Source organism: Kitasatospora sp. NBC_00374 (genome assembly GCF_041434935.1).
Classification (GTDB): domain Bacteria; phylum Actinomycetota; class Actinomycetes; order Streptomycetales; family Streptomycetaceae; genus Kitasatospora.
The window spans coordinates 4,576,878-4,593,140 of record NZ_CP107964.1; the positions used below are offsets into that span (position 1 = coordinate 4,576,878).

11 protein-coding genes and 1 tRNA gene are annotated in these 16,263 nt (G+C 70.7%); 5 read left to right on the plus strand and 7 right to left on the minus strand.

All coding sequences use genetic code 11. The annotated features are described in order from the left end of the window. Positions 1 to 16 precede the first annotated feature (16 nt). Together purF and purM are read left to right on the plus strand one after the other, a co-directional pair. Positions 17 to 1,594 carry an amidophosphoribosyltransferase gene (gene purF, locus OG871_RS20600; protein WP_371498436.1) on the plus strand — a complete coding sequence of 526 codons (1,578 nt, stop codon included), beginning with the start codon at positions 17 to 19 and terminating at the stop codon, positions 1,592 to 1,594. Between the two features lie 152 nt (positions 1,595 to 1,746). Next, complete coding sequence (gene purM, locus OG871_RS20605; RefSeq protein WP_371498437.1) at positions 1,747 to 2,832, plus strand: phosphoribosylformylglycinamidine cyclo-ligase; 1,086 nt, start codon at positions 1,747 to 1,749, stop codon at positions 2,830 to 2,832. A 131-nt stretch (positions 2,833 to 2,963) separates the two neighbouring features. On the opposite strand, the gene OG871_RS20610 is transcribed toward purM, so the two are convergent. Continuing rightward, positions 2,964 to 3,212 carry a DUF3073 domain-containing protein gene (locus OG871_RS20610; protein WP_371498438.1) on the minus strand — a complete coding sequence of 83 codons (249 nt, stop codon included), beginning with the start codon at positions 3,210 to 3,212 and terminating at the stop codon, positions 2,964 to 2,966. A gap of 365 nt (positions 3,213 to 3,577) precedes the next feature. Next, the gene (locus OG871_RS20615; RefSeq protein WP_371498439.1) at positions 3,578 to 4,738 is read right to left on the minus strand and encodes a Glu/Leu/Phe/Val dehydrogenase dimerization domain-containing protein; all 1,161 of its coding nucleotides are present in this window, start codon (positions 4,736 to 4,738) and stop codon (positions 3,578 to 3,580) included. 163 nt (positions 4,739 to 4,901) lie between these two features. Between OG871_RS20615 and OG871_RS20620 the strand changes: the two genes are divergently transcribed. Both OG871_RS20620 and bldC read left to right on the plus strand, forming a co-directional pair. After that, positions 4,902 to 5,822, plus strand: coding sequence for a hypothetical protein (locus OG871_RS20620; RefSeq protein WP_371498440.1), 921 nt, complete (start codon positions 4,902 to 4,904; stop codon positions 5,820 to 5,822). Positions 5,823 to 6,357: 535 nt separating this feature from the next. Then, positions 6,358 to 6,564, plus strand: a complete 207-nt coding sequence (gene bldC, locus OG871_RS20625) for a developmental transcriptional regulator BldC (RefSeq protein ID WP_014137253.1) — start codon at positions 6,358 to 6,360, stop codon at positions 6,562 to 6,564. Positions 6,565 to 6,917: 353 nt separating this feature from the next. On the opposite strand, the gene OG871_RS20630 is transcribed toward bldC, so the two are convergent. From OG871_RS20630 to OG871_RS20650, 5 genes are all read right to left on the minus strand, one after another. Next, positions 6,918 to 6,991: transfer RNA gene (locus OG871_RS20630), tRNA-Asp, on the minus strand. Between the two features lie 103 nt (positions 6,992 to 7,094). Further along, positions 7,095 to 11,066: an ATP-dependent RNA helicase HrpA gene (hrpA, locus tag OG871_RS20635; RefSeq protein WP_371498441.1), complete on the minus strand. Its 3,972-nt coding sequence runs from the start codon at positions 11,064 to 11,066 to the stop codon at positions 7,095 to 7,097. Positions 11,067 to 11,260: 194 nt separating this feature from the next. Then, positions 11,261 to 12,040: an alpha/beta fold hydrolase gene (locus OG871_RS20640; protein ID WP_371498442.1), complete on the minus strand. Its 780-nt coding sequence runs from the start codon at positions 12,038 to 12,040 to the stop codon at positions 11,261 to 11,263. A 192-nt stretch (positions 12,041 to 12,232) separates the two neighbouring features. Further along, positions 12,233 to 13,711 (minus strand): MFS transporter, encoded by a 1,479-nt coding sequence (locus tag OG871_RS20645; RefSeq protein ID WP_371498443.1) that lies wholly within the window; start codon positions 13,709 to 13,711, stop codon positions 12,233 to 12,235. 5 nt (positions 13,712 to 13,716) lie between these two features. Beyond that, complete coding sequence (locus tag OG871_RS20650; protein WP_371498444.1) at positions 13,717 to 14,727, minus strand: NADPH:quinone reductase; 1,011 nt, start codon at positions 14,725 to 14,727, stop codon at positions 13,717 to 13,719. A 293-nt stretch (positions 14,728 to 15,020) separates the two neighbouring features. Between OG871_RS20650 and OG871_RS20655 the strand changes: the two genes are divergently transcribed. After that, entirely contained in the window at positions 15,021 to 16,220 is a 1,200-nt protein-coding gene (locus tag OG871_RS20655) for an acyltransferase family protein (protein ID WP_371498445.1), read from the plus strand. Positions 16,221 to 16,263: the final 43 nt, after the last annotated feature.

Sequence of the window (16,263 nt, forward strand, 5' to 3'; positions counted from 1 at the left end):
CCCTAGACTCGAAGGCGTGCCACGTGGTGACGGACGACTCAATCACGATCTTCTTCCCGGCGAGAAAGGCCCCCAGGACGCTTGCGGCGTCTTCGGAGTCTGGGCCCCCGGTGAGGAGGTCGCGAAGCTCACGTACTTCGGCCTCTATGCCCTGCAGCACCGCGGACAGGAATCCGCGGGCATCGCAGTGAGCAACGGCTCCCAGATTCTGGTCTTCAAGGACATGGGGCTTGTCTCCCAGGTCTTCGACGAGACCTCGCTGGGATCCCTGCACGGGCATATCGCCGTCGGACATGCCCGATACTCGACCACCGGGTCCTCGGTCTGGGAGAACGCCCAGCCGACCTTCCGGGCGACCGTTCACGGTTCGCTTGCCCTCGGGCACAACGGAAACCTGGTGAACACCGCCGAACTGGCGGCGATGGTCGCCGAACTGCCGGGCGAGGAGCACGTCTCCCGCTCCGGCCGGTCCGCGGCGACCAACGACACCGACCTGGTGACGGCCCTGCTGGCCGGCTACCCGGACCTCTCCATCGAGGAGACCGCCAAGCAGATCCTGCCCAAGGTCAAGGGCGCGTTCTCGCTGGTCTTCATGGACGAGCACACCCTCTACGCCGCCCGCGACCCGCAGGGCATCCGCCCGCTGGTGCTCGGCCGGCTGGAGCGCGGCTGGGTGGTCGCCTCCGAGACGGCGGCGCTCGACATCTGCGGCGCCTCCTTCATCCGCGAGGTGGAGCCCGGCGAGCTGATCGCCATCGACGAGAACGGCATGCGGACGTCCCGCTTCGCCGAGGCCAAGCCCAAGGGCTGCGTCTTCGAGTACGTCTACCTGGCCCGCCCCGACACCTCCATCGCCGGCCGCAACGTGCACCTCTCCCGGGTGGAGATGGGCCGCAAGCTGGCCAAGGAGGCCCCGGTCGAGGCCGACCTGGTGATAGCGACACCCGAGTCCGGCACCCCCGCCGCGATCGGGTACGCCGAGGCCAGCGGCATCCCGTACGGCTCCGGCCTGGTGAAGAACGCCTACGTGGGCCGCACCTTCATCCAGCCCAGCCAGACCATCCGCCAGCTCGGCATCCGGCTCAAGCTCAACCCGCTCAAGGAAGTCATCCGGGGCAAGCGCCTGGTGGTCGTCGACGACTCGATCGTCCGCGGCAACACCCAGCGCGCGCTGGTGAAGATGCTCCGCGAGGCGGGCGCCGCCGAGGTGCACATCCGGATCTCCTCGCCGCCGGTCAAGTGGCCGTGCTTCTTCGGCATCGACTTCGCCACCCGTGCGGAGCTGATCGCCAACGGCATGACCATCGAGGAGATCGGCCGCACGCTCGGCGCGGACTCGCTCGCCTACATCTCGATCGAGGGCATGATCGAGGCCACCGCGCAGCCCAAGGACAACCTCTGCCGGGCCTGCTTCGACGGCGAGTACCCGATGGAGCTGCCGGACCCGGCGCTGCTCGGCAAGCTGCTGCTGGAGGCCGAGATCGCCGGGGGCCAGAAGACCCCCGCCGTCCGCGGCAAGCCCACCAGCGACCTGGACGGCGTGCAGTCGCTGCTCGGCGGTGCCGGCGCGGCGGACGCGCTGCGGCGACCGTAGAACGTGTCCAGATGGGCAACCACAGCAGGGGCGCGGGGAACCGCGCGGCCGCACCCGCACGTACCCCGTGCCACGGCCGCGCGGACTCCCGCGCCCCTGTGGTTGACCACCCCCTGATTTCCACCCCCCACTGACCCGAAAGGGCCACCGCAGTGACCAGCAACCAGAGCGGCGCCACCTACGCCGCCGCAGGCGTCGACATCGAGGCCGGCGACCGCGCCGTCGAGCTCATGAAGCAGTGGGTGCGCAAGACCAACCGCCCCGAGGTGGTCGGCGGCCTCGGCGGCTTCGCGGGCCTCTTCGACGCCTCCGCCTTCAAGCGCTACGAGCGTCCGCTGCTGGCCTCCGCCACCGACGGCGTGGGCACCAAGGTGGCCATCGCCCAGGCCATGGACAAGCACGACACCATCGGCCACGACCTGGTCGGCATGGTCGTCGACGATCTGGTGGTCTGCGGCGCCGAGCCGCTCTTCATGACCGACTACATCTGCGTCGGCAAGGTGCACCCCGAGCGGGTCGCCGCCATCGTCAAGGGCATCGCGGAGGGCTGCACCCTGGCCGGCTGCTCGCTGATCGGCGGCGAGACCGCCGAGCACCCCGGTCTGCTCGGCCCGGACGACTACGACGTGGCCGGGGCCGGCACCGGTGTGGTCGAGGCCGACGCGCTGCTGGGCGCAGAGCGGGTCCGCGCGGGCGACGTGGTGATCGCGATGGCCGCCTCCGGCCTGCACTCCAACGGCTACTCGCTGGTGCGCCACGTGCTGCTGAACCAGGCCGGCTGGAAGCTCGACCGCCAGGTCGAGGAGTTCGGCCGCACCCTCGGCGAGGAGCTGCTGGAGCCGACCCGGATCTACTCGCTGGACTGCCTCGCGCTCACCCGGGCCACCGAGATCCACGCCTTCTCGCACGTCACCGGCGGCGGCCTCGCCGCCAACCTGGCCCGGGTCATCCCGGACGGTCTGCACGCCCGCCTGGACCGCGGCACCTGGTCGCCGCTGCCGGTGTTCCAGACCGTCGCCCAGGTCGGCCGGATGACCGCCCTGGAGATCGAGAAGACCCTGAACATGGGCGTCGGCATGGTCGCCGTCGTCCCGCCGGAGTCGGTGGACGTGGTGCTGTCGATCCTGGAGGACCGCGGGGTCGAGGCCTGGCTGCTCGGCGACATCGTGGACCGCGGCGCCGAGCACGACGGCGGCGCGGCGCTCTACAACGCGTACGACGGCTTCGAGCTCGCCTGAGTCCGGCCGGCACACCGGAGGGGCCCCCGGGATCGGGGGCCCCTCCGCCGTGTCCGGCCGCTGCCGTACGCGGGTACGCCGAAGACCGGCCCGGCGCTCGGTGAGCGCCTGGACCGGCCCGGAGTCAGCTGTTACGCCCGGCGGCGGGACTGGCCGCTGTCGGCCTCCGCGTCGTCGTCCTCATCGTCGGCGTAGTAATCCGCGTACGCCGCGTAGGGATCGTCCTCGTCCTCGTCCTCGATCGGCTCAGGCTCGATCGAAGCGGTAGAGGGCGATACGCCCAGCTCGCTGGACAGACGGTTGGCATCGAACCCGCCGCTGTTGTACTTCAGCTCGCGGGCGACCTTCGTCTGCTTGGCCTTGGCCCGGCCGCGCCCCATGGGTCGACCCCCTCAACGATGGGGCTCACGGCCCCGAGTCTGACACGTGTGGATCATCAGGCCGGCCTGCCCGAAGTGGGAAAGCCGTCCCTTGGAGCATTAACGGTACCTGTTTCCGCCGCCGTACGGTACGTCACGCGTGTGACGTGGCGCGCACCCTCGCCCCCCGAGACCGGGTCGATCCAGGTCACAGGAGGGTTTCAGGGCTTTTACAGGCTGCCCGGAGCTTGGCCGGACCCGTCGTACCCGCAGAGATTATCCCCTGACAGGGCCCTGAGGATCCCCCGATCGGGCTACGAACTGAGAATCCGGTTCCACATTGTGATGCGAGGGGGGCGGATCGGATCCGCCCCCCTCACTCAGGGTCAGGCCCTGCGTGCACCGGGCAGCAGGACCGAGCGCAGCGCGCTGATCTCACGCATCCGCTTCTCGGCCAGGCGGTCGGCGGCGACCGCCGGCGGGACGCCGTCCAGCGAGGCCCGGGTGAAGATCTCCAGGGTGGTGTCGAAGATCTTGGTGGCCTTGTTCTTCGCGCGCTCGAAGTTGAAGCCCTCGATCTCGTCCGCGACCTGGATCACGCCGCCGGAGTTCACCAGGTAGTCCGGCGCGTAGAGGATGCCGCGGTCGGCCAGGTCCTTCTCGACGCCGGGGTGGGCCAGCTGGTTGTTGGCCGCGCCGCAGACCACCGCGGTGCCCTCCGCGCCCAGCGCAGCCACCGTGAGGTCGTCCAGCGCGCCGCCGAGCGCGCAGGGGGCGTAGACGTCCAGCTTGGCCTGGAGCAGGGCGGCGGTGTCGGCGACCACCTCGACCTCCGGGTGGGCGGCCCGGACCCGGTTCACGGCGGCCTCGGAGACGTCCGTGACGACCACGGCGGCGCCGTCCGCGACCAGGTGGCCGACCAGGTAGTGGCCGACCTTGCCGACGCCCGCCACACCGACCCGCTTGCCGCGCAGGGTGGGCTGGCCCCAGCGGGCCTGCGCGGAGGCGCGCATGCCCTGGAAGACGCCGAAGGCGGTGAGGATGGAGGAGTCGCCGGCGCCGCCGTTCTCCGGGGAGCGGCCGGTGACGAACTCGGTCTCCCGGGCCACCACGTCCATGTCCTGGACGTAGGTGCCCACGTCGCAGGCGGTGATGTAGCGGCCGCGCAGGGACTGCACGAAGCGGCCGTAGGCGCGCAGCAGCGCCTCGGTCTTCACCTCGTTCGGGTCGCCGATGATGACGGCCTTGCCGCCGCCGAGGTCGAGGCCGGCCAGCGCGTTCTTGTAGCTCATGCCGCGGGACAGCCGCAGCGCGTCCTCCAGCGCCTCCTCCTCGGTGTCGTACCGGTGGAAGCGGGTGCCGCCGAGGGCGGGGCCGAGCGCGGTGGAGTGGATGGCGATGATCGCCTTGAGACCGGAGGACCGGTCGTGGCAGAGGACGACCTGCTCGTGGCCGTCGCCGGGAGCGCCGTCCTGAGCGGTACCGAAGATCCTGCCGAGCACGCCCGGTGCGGTGTGCGGGGCGGATGCGGTGTGTACGTCGGTCACTGTGGTGACTCCAGTATTTGCGGGCCCGCGGCTGTGGTGCGGGCGTCTGTATCGAAGCCTAGCCCCGGAGGTGGGCCCTGAGCTGCCCCCTGACGGTCCCTGAGACATAACGAGCCGACCGCCCGGTCGGCACCCTCCCCGGTGGCCCGGGGTACGTGCGACGATGCGTTCTGTGACCGCTGTGCACACCTCGGTTCTGCCGCCGTACGCCGCGCACCTGCGGGTGTACGAGCCGCTCGCCGCCTACCCGGAGCCGGAGCGGGCCCGCTGGCAGGCCTGGGCGGCCGCGCACGGGCCGCAGGCGGCCGGCCCGCACCGCCCGGTGGCCGGGGCGGCGCTGGCCGAGCAGCGCGCGGCGCTGGCCGAGCTGGCGGCCCGCACCCCGCGGCCGCTGCCCGAGCGCGAGGACGGGCGGGCCTACGTGCGGCTGGTGGACGGGGTCACCTACATCTGCCCGTGGACCACCCGGCTGCGCAGCTGGCAGGCGCTGGACGAGCTGTCCGGGGCGCTGCCGACGGCCCTGCTGGACACCGTGCTGCCGCCGGCCGTCCGGGCCGCCGCGCTGGCCGACCGCGAGCGCTGGCGGCTGGCGCACCCGGACGCCCGGCCGTGGATCCAGACCAGCCGGTGGGAGGTGCCGCTGCGCTGGTTCGTGCCGTTCGGGGAGGAGGACCGGCGGTACCTGCCGGCGGTGCCGGACCGGGGTGCGCAGGGCGGCGGGGAGCCGGCCGCGCTGTTCTACCTGACCTCGATGGTGCAGGCCCGCCGCCGGGTGGCCCGGGGGTACCGGGCGCTGCGGCTGCGCACCCCCGCGGAGGCGGGGCGGCCGCGCGGGCTGGTGAAGGAGGTGGAGCAGGTCGGCCGCTGGCTGGAGGAGTTCCACCCGCGCTCCCTGGTGGAGCTGGACTACGGGGGGCTGGTGCACCTGCTCGGGCCCGGCTGGCTGGCCGAGGAGCACTCGGTCGGGGAGATCGAGGCGGGGCTGGGCGCGCTGCGGGCCGGGGACGGCGCGGCGGCGGCCCGGGCGTACGAGTCGGTGACGGCGCGCTGGCGGCGGGTGCTGGCGCTGCGGCAGACCAGCTGACGTCCGCTCACCCCGGGGGTGGTGGGGGGCTCTGGCCCGATGTCAGTGGGGCGGGTGAGGATGTGGTGAGGAAGGTACGGACCTTCGGCCCGGAGTGCGTGACTATGGTCCCGGTTCGGGTCAATACCTCTCGAACGTGACACTACTCACCGTTGACGCGAACTTACCCCTATGTGCAAAAATGGGACAACCAGCCCAAGTTCACTCAGGTGTGTCCACTTTTGGGTGGATCTGACGGCAGTGTGTCCTTTGCGGAGAAACAGCGGGTCTGGTCCTACCGTAACCGGACGTCACCGCGGGGTGACTGTCCGCTATGGGAGGGTCCATGGCCATCCGTCGCTCTTGAGCCCGTGAGGGGTCAATTTTGGCGGTTTGGTCGATGGGGCTGGACGGATGGTGTAGTTGTAGACACCAGGACAAGCCGTTCGTCCTATAACCGACTCGGCCCGTCTGTGCCATTTCGGGCATCGCGGGCCAAGGTGCAGAATTTGAAGGATAGAACCGCCCTGGTTCGGTTCTCCCGAGGAGGCCGCTCATGACCGCTCGTACCCCTGACGCTGAGCCGCTGCTGACGCCGGCAGAGGTAGCCACGATGTTCCGCGTTGACCCCAAGACGGTTACCCGTTGGGCCAAGGCCGGCAAGCTCACGTCTATTCGCACTCTCGGCGGCCACCGCCGGTACCGTGAGGCGGAGGTGCGCGCTCTGCTGGCCGGGATTCCGGCGCAGCGTACCGAGGCCTGAGGGCCTCGCTGACGTCATTTCCGAAGGGGCTGTATCCCTGGACTCCGCCGGGTCCGGGATGCGGCCCCTTCGGCATGTCCGGAAATCCCCTCGGGAGGCGCCCGGAATCGGGCATTCCTATTGGGGCTGGTGGGGGTGGGGGGAATTCAGTGAATACCTGTGCAATTTTATATATTAAATTATGGCGACCCCGAGAGGGGTGCGTCATGTCGGATCTCAGGAAAAGATAAGTGACGACCGTCACGCAGCCGTTACCTTGTGGTCTAGACCTAGGCTGCGGTAGGCGGGCCTGACGGTGCGTCGGGAAAAACGGAGAGGCCCGGAACCTTACGGTTCCGGGCCTCTCGCAACTGCGATCCCGACGGGACTTGAACCCGCGACCTCCACCTTGACAGGGTGGCGAGCTAACCAACTGCTCCACGGGACCAGAGATCTGATCCTTGTCCGCCTGCTCTCGCTGCGAACAAGACAGATCGTACTGCATGTGGGGCCCCCAGGTCGAACCGGCCGCCGGAGGCCCCCGCCGCAGCTCAGAGCGTGCCCGCGGCGGCCTCCATCGCCTTGAGGATGCGCTTCTCGGAGACCGGGGTCGGGGTGCCCAGGCCCTGCGCGAAGAAGCTCACCCGGAGCTCCTCGATCATCCAGCGGATCTGCCGGATCTCCGCCGACGGCTGCCGGCCGGCCGGTACCCGGGCCAGCAGCTCGCCGTAGGCCCGCTGGACGTCCTGGACCTTCTGCAGGTGCTGCAGGTCCCGCTGCGGGTGGTTCGGCAGCGCCTCCAGGCGGCGGTCGACCGCGATCAGATAGCGCTTCAGGTCGGGCAGCCGCTGCCAGCCGGTCTCGGTGACGAAGCCGGCGTGCACCAGGGAGGCCAGGTGCAGCCGGACGTCGTTGACCGCGGTCAGCAGGACCGGGCTGCTCACCGACTTCAACCGGTTCGAGGCCTTCTGGAAGGCGATCAGCGCGGTCGCCGTCTTGAGCGTGGTGTCCGCGGACAGTTCGTACAGGTCGGCCCGCACCTTGTCGTACAGCTTGGTGAAGGCCGCCTCGTCCCAGGCCGGGCCGCCGTGCAGGGCCATCAGCCGGTCGGTGGCGGCGGCCACGATGTCCTCGAACAGCGCGGGCACCGAGCCGTGCGGGTTGTGCGAGAGGGCGAGCTTGGCCTGGTTGCCCAGGCGGCCCTGGATCGACTTGGCGGGGGAGTTGATCCGGAGCATCAGCAGCCGCCGGGTGCCCGCCCACATCGCCTGCCGCTGGTCCTCGGGGGTGTCGTAGAGCTTGATCGCCACCGAGTCGCTCTCGTCCACCAGCGCCGGGTAGGCCCGCAGCGAATGGCCGCGCGAGCGCTGCTCGAAGGTGCGCTGCAGGGTCGGCAGCCCGTCCGGCCAGGCGCTCAGACCGCGCTGTTCGATGCCCTTGCCCGAGGCGGCGGAGGAGAGCGTCTCGCTCAGCTTGGGCTTGAGCTTCAGCCGCAGGTCCTCCAGGTCCTTGGACTCGGCCAGCTTCCGCTTGCCGTCCACCACCCGGAAGGTCACCCGAAGGTGGTCCGGCACCCGGGAGTCGTCCCAGGCCTCCGGCGGGATCACGATCCCGGACATCCGCTGCAGGACCCGCTCCAGGGTCGGCAGCAGTGGCTCCTGACGGCCTGGTACCTGGCGCAGCGCGGCGGCCGCGAAGTCCGGGGCCGGTACGAAGTTGCGCCGGATCGCCTTCGGCAGGGCCCGGATGTACGCGGTGACCAGTTCGGCCCGCAGGCCCGGGATCTGCCAGTCGAAGCCCTCGGAGGTGACCTGGTTCAGCACCGGCAGCGGGATGTGCACCGTCACGCCGTCCGCATCGCTGCCCGGCTCGAACTGGTAGGTCAGCTTGAAGCGGAGCTTGCCCTGCTGCCAGTAGTCCGGGTAGTCGGCCTCGGTGACCCCGTCGGCCGACTCGTTCATCAGCATCGACTTCTCGAAGTTCAGCAGGTCCGGCTGCTCGTGCCGGGCCTTCTTCCACCAGGAGTCGAAGTGCCGGGTGGAGACGATCTCCTCCGGCAGCCGGGCGTCGTAGAAGTCGAACAGGGTCTGGTCGTCCACCATGATGTCGCGGCGGCGGGCCCGGTTCTCCAGTTCCTCGACCTCGGAGAGCAGTGTGCGGTTCTCCGCGAAGAACCGGTGGTGCGTCTCCCAGTCGCCCTCGACCAGCGCGTTGCGGATGAACAGCTCGCGGCAGAGCTCCTGGTCGATCCGGCCGTAGTTGACCTTGCGCTGGGCGACGATCGGCACGCCGTACAGCGTCACCTTCTCGAAGGCCAGGACGGCACCGGCCTTCTTCTCCCAGTGCGGCTCGCTGTACGTCCGCTTGATCAGATGGCCGGCCAGCGGCTCGACCCACTCCGGCTCGATCTTCGCGTTGACCCGGGCCCACAGCCGGGAGGTCTCCACCAGCTCGGCGGACATCACCCAGCGCGGCGGCTTCTTGAACAGGCCGGAACCGGGGAAGACCGCGAAGCGCGAGCCGCGGGCGCCGCCGTACTCGCGCTTCTCCACGTCGAACAGGCCGATGTGGGAGAGCAGGCCGGACAGCAGCGCCTGGTGGATCCGGTCGGCGTCCGGCTCGGCGTCGGGGTGCGGCTCGTCGATCGTGACGCCGAGCTGCTTGGCGACCGTGCGCAGCTGGGTGTAGACGTCCTGCCACTCGCGTATCCGCAGGTAGTTCAGGAACTCCGTCTTGCACATCCGGCGGAAGGCCGAGGAGGAGAGCTCCTGCTGCTGCTCCCTGACGTAACGCCACATGGCGAGGTAGGAGAGGAAGTCGGAGGTCTCGGAGGTGAACCGGCGGTGCCGGTCGTCGGCGGCCTGGCGCTTCTCGGCCGGGCGCTCGCGCGGGTCCTGGATGGAGAGCGCGGCGGCGATCACCATCACGTCGCGGACGCAGCCGAGCTCGTCGGCCGCCAGCACCATCCGGGCCATCCGGGGGTCCACCGGCAGCTGGGCGAGCTTGCGGCCGAGCGGGGTGAGGCGCTTGCGGTGGTCCTTCTCCTCCGGATCGAGGGCGCCGAGCTCGTGCAGGAGGCTGATGCCGTCCTTGATGTTGCGCGAGTCCGGCGGGTCGAGGAACGGGAAGGCGGCGATGTCGCCCAGGCCGGCCGCCGTCATCTGGAGGATGACCGAGGCGAGGTTGGTGCGCAGGATCTCGGCGTCGGTGAACTCGGGGCGGGAGAGGAAGTCCTCCTCCGAGTAGAGCCGGATGCAGATGCCGTCCGAGGTACGGCCGCAGCGGCCCTTGCGCTGGTTGGCGCTGGCCTGGCTGACCGCCTCGATCGGCAGCCGCTGCACCTTGGTGCGGTGGCTGTAGCGGGAGATCCGGGCGGTGCCGGGGTCGATCACGTACTTGATGCCCGGGACGGTCAGCGAGGTCTCGGCGACGTTGGTGGCGAGCACCACGCGGCGGCTGTTGGAGCGCTGGAAGACCCGGTGCTGCTCGGCGGAGGAGAGCCGGGCGTAGAGCGGGAGGATCTCGGTGAACTTCAGCCTCAGCTTGGTGAGGGCGTCCGCGGTGTCGCGGATCTCGCGTTCGCCGGACAGGAAGACCAGGATGTCGCCCTGGCCCTCGGCCTGGAGCTCCTCCACCGCGTCGCAGATCGCCTGGACCTGGTCGCGGTCGCGGTCGCGGTCCGCCTCGTCCTCGTCCGTGCCCTCCTCGACGAGCGGGCGGTAGCGGACCTCGACCGGGTAGGTGCGGCCGGAGACCTCGACGATGGGGGCGTCGCCGAAGTGCTCGGCGAAGCGCTCGGGGTCGATGGTCGCCGAGGTGATCACGACCTTGAGGTCGGGGCGGCGGGGGAGCAGCTGTTTCAGGTAGCCGAGCAGGAAGTCGATGTTGAGGCTGCGCTCGTGGGCCTCGTCGATGATCAGGGTGTCGTACTGGCGCAGCTCGCGGTCGGTCTGGATCTCGGCGAGCAGGATGCCGTCGGTCATCAGCTTGACCAGGGTGTCCTGGCCGACCTGGTCGGTGAAGCGGACCTTCCAGCCCACGGCCTCGCCGAGCGGGGTGGCCAGCTCCTCGGCGACCCGGTCGGCGACCGTGCGGGCGGCGATCCGGCGGGGCTGGGTGTGGCCGATCAGGCCCTTGACGCCGCGGCCCAGCTCCAGACAGATCTTCGGGATCTGGGTGGTCTTGCCGGAGCCGGTCTCACCCGCGACGATCACCACCTGGTGGTCGCGGATCGCGGCCAGGATGTCGTCCTTCTTCTGGCTGACCGGAAGCTCTTGCGGATAGCTGATCGCGGGGACGGCCGCGCGGCGCTGCTCCATCCGGAGCTCGGCCTTGGCGATGTCGGCGGCCAGCTCGTCGGCGATCTTCTGCCGGGCCTCGGGGCTGCGGACCCGGCGGGTGCCGTCCAGCCGTCGGCCGATCCGCTGCTGGTCGCGGAGCATCAGCTCGGGCAGCCGGGCGGCCAGCGCTCCGATGGTGGCTGCATCGGCGGGCTGGACTACGGGAGAACTCACTGGGGGCATCCCTCTAGGTTGCAGGGAGGCACGGGCAGGGCGCACCTCGGTTTTTCAACCCTTCAAGTGTCACAGAACAACCGGAGGGAGAGGTGAGGCGGCCTTGGCGGATCGTCCGGCGGGGCGTGCGGGGGCGGCCCGGACGCCCGGAGCGCCCCTCGGGAGGTGTCCGAGGGGCGCCGGGACCGGTCCTGCGAGGGGGCTCAGCCCTGGTGGATGAAGTCCTGGATGAGCTTGACCAGCTCGGCGGACTTCTCCAGGACGGCGACGTGGCCGCTGTCGAGCTCGGCGTAGGTGCTGCCCGGGAGCTGGGCGTGCAGGTCGCGGGTGAGGGCGACCGGGACGGTGATGTCCTGGGTGCAGCCGATCACCAGGGTCTCGGCCTCGATCTTCGGGAGCAGGTCGCGGATGTCGAGCCGCAGGTTGAGATCGATGTGGCGCAGGGCGCCCTCGGTGGCCTGGTTGCCGGCGACGATGTTCTCGATCGTCTCCCTGCCCAGGATGTTGAGGAAGCCCGGGCTGAACGCGGTCAGCGTGCCGAACCGGCCGAAGGCCTCGGCGTTGCCGGCCATGGCGCGCCAGGCGGACATCATGTTGCGCAGGTACTCGTCGCCGGGGTGGGTCCAGCCGGCGGTGAGGACCAGCCGGCGGACCAGGTCCGGGCGGGTCGCCGCGACGGCCGCGCCGACCACCGAGCCGAGCGAGAAGCCGGCGATGTCGACCGGGCCGTCGCCGGCCTCCTCGATGACGGCGATGATCTGCTCGGCGAGGATCTCGACGGTCAGCTCGCCGCCGTCGTCCGTGGTCTCACCGCAGCCGGAGAAGTCCGGCAGGATCACGGTGCGGCGGTCGCGGAAGTGCTCGACCAGGTGGCCCCAGGTGCCCTCGGCGCCGAAGCCGGTGCCGTGGATGAGGACCAGGCCCGGGCCGGAGCCCTCGGCCCGGTAGCTGACCTGGGCGGTGCCTGCGGAGACGGAAGGCATGGTGGTTTCTCTCCTCATGGTGTCGGTGGGACAACACGGACGACGGAGGTACCGCCGGGTGTTGCTGTTGATCTACTCCGTGTAGGGCAGTCGGCTGCGGCGTGGTGTCCGGGGTCCATTCAAGTCCGGCGCCGGGTTGCCTCGCATGCGGACGACCGACAGAGTGTCAGGTCCGTGAGCGGCCGGCCGGATTCAGGAGGCGACGGCCTCGGCGACCGGCGCCGACGCCGCCTGCCGGTCGGCGTCCGGCTCCGCGCCGGCCTGCGGGGCCCGCTTGAAGTTCAGCGCGACCAGGACCAGCAGGACGATGCCCACGGTGGCGACGAACACCGCGGTGCGCAGGCCGTCGTTGGAGGCGGTGCGCAGCGCCTCGCCGGTCAGCCCCTCGGTGCCGGAGTTGGCGATGGCGACCAGGACGGCCAGGCCGACCGCGCTGCCGACCTGCTGGCCGGTGGAGACGATGCCGGAGGCGATGCCCTGCTCGTACGGGTGCACGCCGGTGGAGGAGGCGGCGAACATGGTGGTGAAGATGACGCCCTGGCAGACGCTGAGCACGACCAGGCCGGGCAGCAGCGCGAGGTAGGAGCCGTCGGGGGACATCGCCAGGCCCATGGCCAGGGTGCCGGCGCCGCCGATCACGAAGCTGGCGATCAGGGTGGGCCGGATGCCGAAGCGGGTGGCCAGCCTGCCGCCGAGCATGGAGCCGAGGAAGCCGGCCACCATCGGGATCAGGAAGGCGATGCCGGTCTCCAGCGCGCTGTAGCCGTGCACGGTCTGGAAGTAGACGGTCAGGAAGTACAGCAGGGTGCCGAAGGTCGCCATGAACAGGAAGGTGGTGGCGACGCCGGTGCTGAGGTTGGGGTTGCGGAACAGCCGCAGCGGCATCAGCGGGTCCGAGCTGCGGGCCTCGATGGCGATGAAGGCGGCGACCAGGGCCAGGCCGACCACGGCGCTGGTGAGGATCAGCGGGGAGGTCCAGCCGGACTCGGGGGCCTGGACCAGGGTGAAGACGACCAGGGTGGCGCCGACGGTGGCGGTCAGCGCGCCCGGCAGGTCGAAGCGGCGGCCCTTCTCGCGGGCGCCGTCCGGGGTGATCAGGGAGAGGGCGAGCAGCGCCGCGCCGCCGGCCAGTGGCACGTTGACGTAGAACACGGCCTGCCAGCCGAACGCCTGGGTGAGGACGCCGCCGAGCAGTGAGCCGATCACCATGCCGCTGGCGCCGGCCGCGGCCCACACCGAGAGCGCCCGGTTGCGCTCCTTGCCCTCGCTGAAGCTGGTGACCACGAGGGCGAGGGTGGCGGGGAACAGGAAGGCGCCGCCGAGGCCCTGGACGGCGCGGGCGCCGACCAGCAGGGCGGGGGTGTTCGCCAGGCCGCCGATCAGCGAGGAGACGGCGTACAGCGAGAGGCCGAGGACGAACATCCGGCGGCGGCCGAACAGGTCGGAGGCGCGGCCGCCGAAGAGCAGGAAGCCGCCGAAGGCCACCGCGTAGGCGCTGACCACCCACTGCAGGGTCTGGGCGGAGAAGCCGAGGCCGCTGCCGATCTCGGGGAGCGCCACGTAGACGATGTTGTAGTCGATGGAGACGATGAGCTGGGCGAACGCCAGCAGGGCCAGGGTGAGGCCCGAGCGGCGCTGCCTGGCGGCCAGGTCGGCTGCTGCGGAGGACATGGCTTCTACCTTTCGGTGGTGGACGGGTTCAGGGGCGGGGTTTCGGGGACGAGGACGACGCGTCTGCCGTTCAGCTCGCCCTGTTCGAGGCGGTGGTGGACCTCGGCGGCGGCGCTGAGCGGCAGTCGCCGGACGGAGCGGGGGCTCAGCCGTCCGGCGGCCAGCAGCCGGTTGACGGTGACGGCCGCCTCGGCCAGCTCGGCGGTCGAGGCGTGGGAGATGACGAAGCCTCTGATCGAGCAGTCCTTCATGTAGAGCGGACCGACCGGGAGTTCGGGTCTGGAGGAGGCGCCGGCGAGCAGCACGACCCGGCCGCGCGGGGCGAGCAGTTCGACGGTGCCGGCGAGCTCGTTGGCACCGGAGGTGTCCAGGTGGACGTCGATGCCCTGCGGGCAGGTGGCGTGCACCAGGCGGGTGAGCTCGGGGTCGCGGTAGTCGAACACCTCGGCGGCGCCGAGCGATCGGCAGTACTCGGCGTCCCGGGCCGCCGCGGTGGCGACGACCCGGGCGCCGGCCTCGGCGGCCAGCACCAGCAGGGCACTTCCGACGTTGCCCGCGGCGCCGCCCACCAGGACTGTCTCGCCGGCCCGGAGCTGTCCGTGGGTGAACAGGCCCAGGTGGGCGGTACCGGCCGGGTGCACCACGGCGACGGCCTCGACCGGGTCCACCCCGGCGGGGAGGTGGTAGAGCCGGTCGGCCGGGACCACGGCCTGTTCGGCCGCGGCGCCCTGCCGGCCGCCGTGGCCGAGGCTGTTGCACCAGACCAGGTCGCCCTCGGCGAAGCCGGCGGCGCCCGGTCCGGCCGAGGCGACCCGGCCGACCAGGTCGCGGCCGATCACGAAGGGGAAGGGGACGGGGGTCCGGAACACACCCGATCTCACGAAGGTGTCCACCGGGTTGACCGAGACCGCCAGGACGTCGACCAGGACGTCCGTCGGGCCCGCGACCGGGGCCGGCACCTCGCCGTAGTGGATGTTCTGCGGCGGACCCAACTGCTCGATAAAGGCTGCGCGCATGGTCCCTGATCCTGGCAGCGGGGCGCCGATCAGGCCCGTGCCGAGCGGATCGTTCGTCAACTCCGTTTGAAAGGGGCAGGTCAGCGGGGGTTCACCGAAACACCTGACACACTACACGGTGCAGGGCAGAGCTTCACCTACACCGTGTAGTGCAATTGAGGGGCAGGGCCGCCCCGGCGGTCCCGGAAGAACCAGGAAAGCCCGCGAACTCCCTTCTCGCGACCGCTTCGCCCGCTGCCCCGCCGCCCCGGCCCTCGACGGCCCCGGCGGCCCGCACCCAAGGACGGTTACCCATGGCCATCGACCAGCTCGTCGTCACGAGCCCCGGCAAGGAGGCCGCGACCGCGGCGCCCGCCACCGGGGCGCCGGAGTCCCGCCGCTCGTTCACCACCCGGCTGCCCTCGCTGACCGGCCTGCGGTTCCCCGCCGCGCTGCTGGTGTTCGCCTACCACGCCGGGCTGCCGATCCCGTCGATGCGGGTGCTGGCCGACGACGCCGCCGAGTTCGACCTGTACAAGGTCGTCGGGCAGATGGGCGGCCTCGGCGTCTCGTTCTTCTTCGTGCTCAGCGGCTTCGTGCTGACCTGGTCGGCGAGAAAGCAGGACACCGCCAAGGCCTTCTGGCGGCGGCGGTTCGTGAAGATCTACCCGAACTACCTGGTGGCCTGGGGCCTGGCGATGGCGCTGTTCGCCAGCGCCTACACACCGATCCGCGACGCCGTCGCCAACCTGTTCATGCTTCAGGTCTGGGCGCCCGACTTCAACCTCAACTTCAGCGTCGACCCGCCGAGTTGGTCGCTCGGCGCGGAGGCCGTCTTCTACGCCTCGTTCCCGCTGCTGCACCGCCTCTTCCTGCGCATCCGCCCGCAGCACCTGAAGTACTGGATCGGCGGCGCGGTCGCCGGCATCATCGCCACCCCCGCCCTCGCCTACGCGCTGCTGCCCTCCGGCCCCGGCATCCCCGGCGGTGAGCTCAGCTCCGTCTCGCAGTACTGGTTCAGCTACGTCCTGCCGCCGGTGCGGCTGCTCGACTTCGCGCTCGGCATGCTGGTCGCCCACGCGGTGATGAACGGCCGCTGGCGCAACATCGGGATGATCTGGTCGAGCGTGCTCCTGGTCGCCGGCTACGTCCTGACGTACTACGTGCCCTACCTGTACGGCCAGCGCGCGGCCTGTATTATCCCGATCGTCCTGCTGATCGCTGCCGCCGCCGTCGCAGACGCCGAGAACCGCTTCACCATCTTCCGCAACCGGACGATGCTGTGGCTCGGCGAGATCTCGTTCGCCTTCTACCTGCTGCACTTCGTGGTCCTGACCTACGGTCGGACCCTGCTGGGCGACCGGATGTTCTCCGCCCCCGTCGGTGCCGCCGTCCTGGTGGCCGAGGCCGGCGTGGCCGTCCTGCTCTCCTGGGCCCTGTACGCCCTGGTCGAGCGGCCCATCACCAAGCGGTTCTCCAAGCCCCGCAAGCGCAGCGTGCCACAGATCGGCTGAACAGCGCCCGCTCGCAGGACATCTGACCGACTTTCAGATCTGA

Bases quoted from the DNA above. Each gene is read 5' to 3' on its own strand.
- OG871_RS20610 (WP_371498438.1), bottom strand. From the start codon at position 3,212: ATGGGGCGCGGCCGGGCCAAGGCCAAGCAGACGAAGGTCGCCCGCGAG.
- OG871_RS20620 (WP_371498440.1), top strand. From the start codon at position 4,902: ATGCGTTCTGTGACCGCTGTGCACACCTCGGTTCTGCCGCCGTACGCC.
- bldC (WP_014137253.1), top strand. From the start codon at position 6,358: ATGACCGCTCGTACCCCTGACGCTGAGCCGCTGCTGACGCCGGCAGAG.
- hrpA (WP_371498441.1), bottom strand. From the start codon at position 11,066: ATGCCCCCAGTGAGTTCTCCCGTAGTCCAGCCCGCCGATGCAGCCACC.
- OG871_RS20640 (WP_371498442.1), bottom strand. From the start codon at position 12,040: ATGCCTTCCGTCTCCGCAGGCACCGCCCAGGTCAGCTACCGGGCCGAG.
- OG871_RS20645 (WP_371498443.1), bottom strand. From the start codon at position 13,711: ATGTCCTCCGCAGCAGCCGACCTGGCCGCCAGGCAGCGCCGCTCGGGC.
- OG871_RS20650 (WP_371498444.1), bottom strand. From the start codon at position 14,727: ATGCGCGCAGCCTTTATCGAGCAGTTGGGTCCGCCGCAGAACATCCAC.
- OG871_RS20655 (WP_371498445.1), top strand. From the start codon at position 15,021: ATGGCCATCGACCAGCTCGTCGTCACGAGCCCCGGCAAGGAGGCCGCG.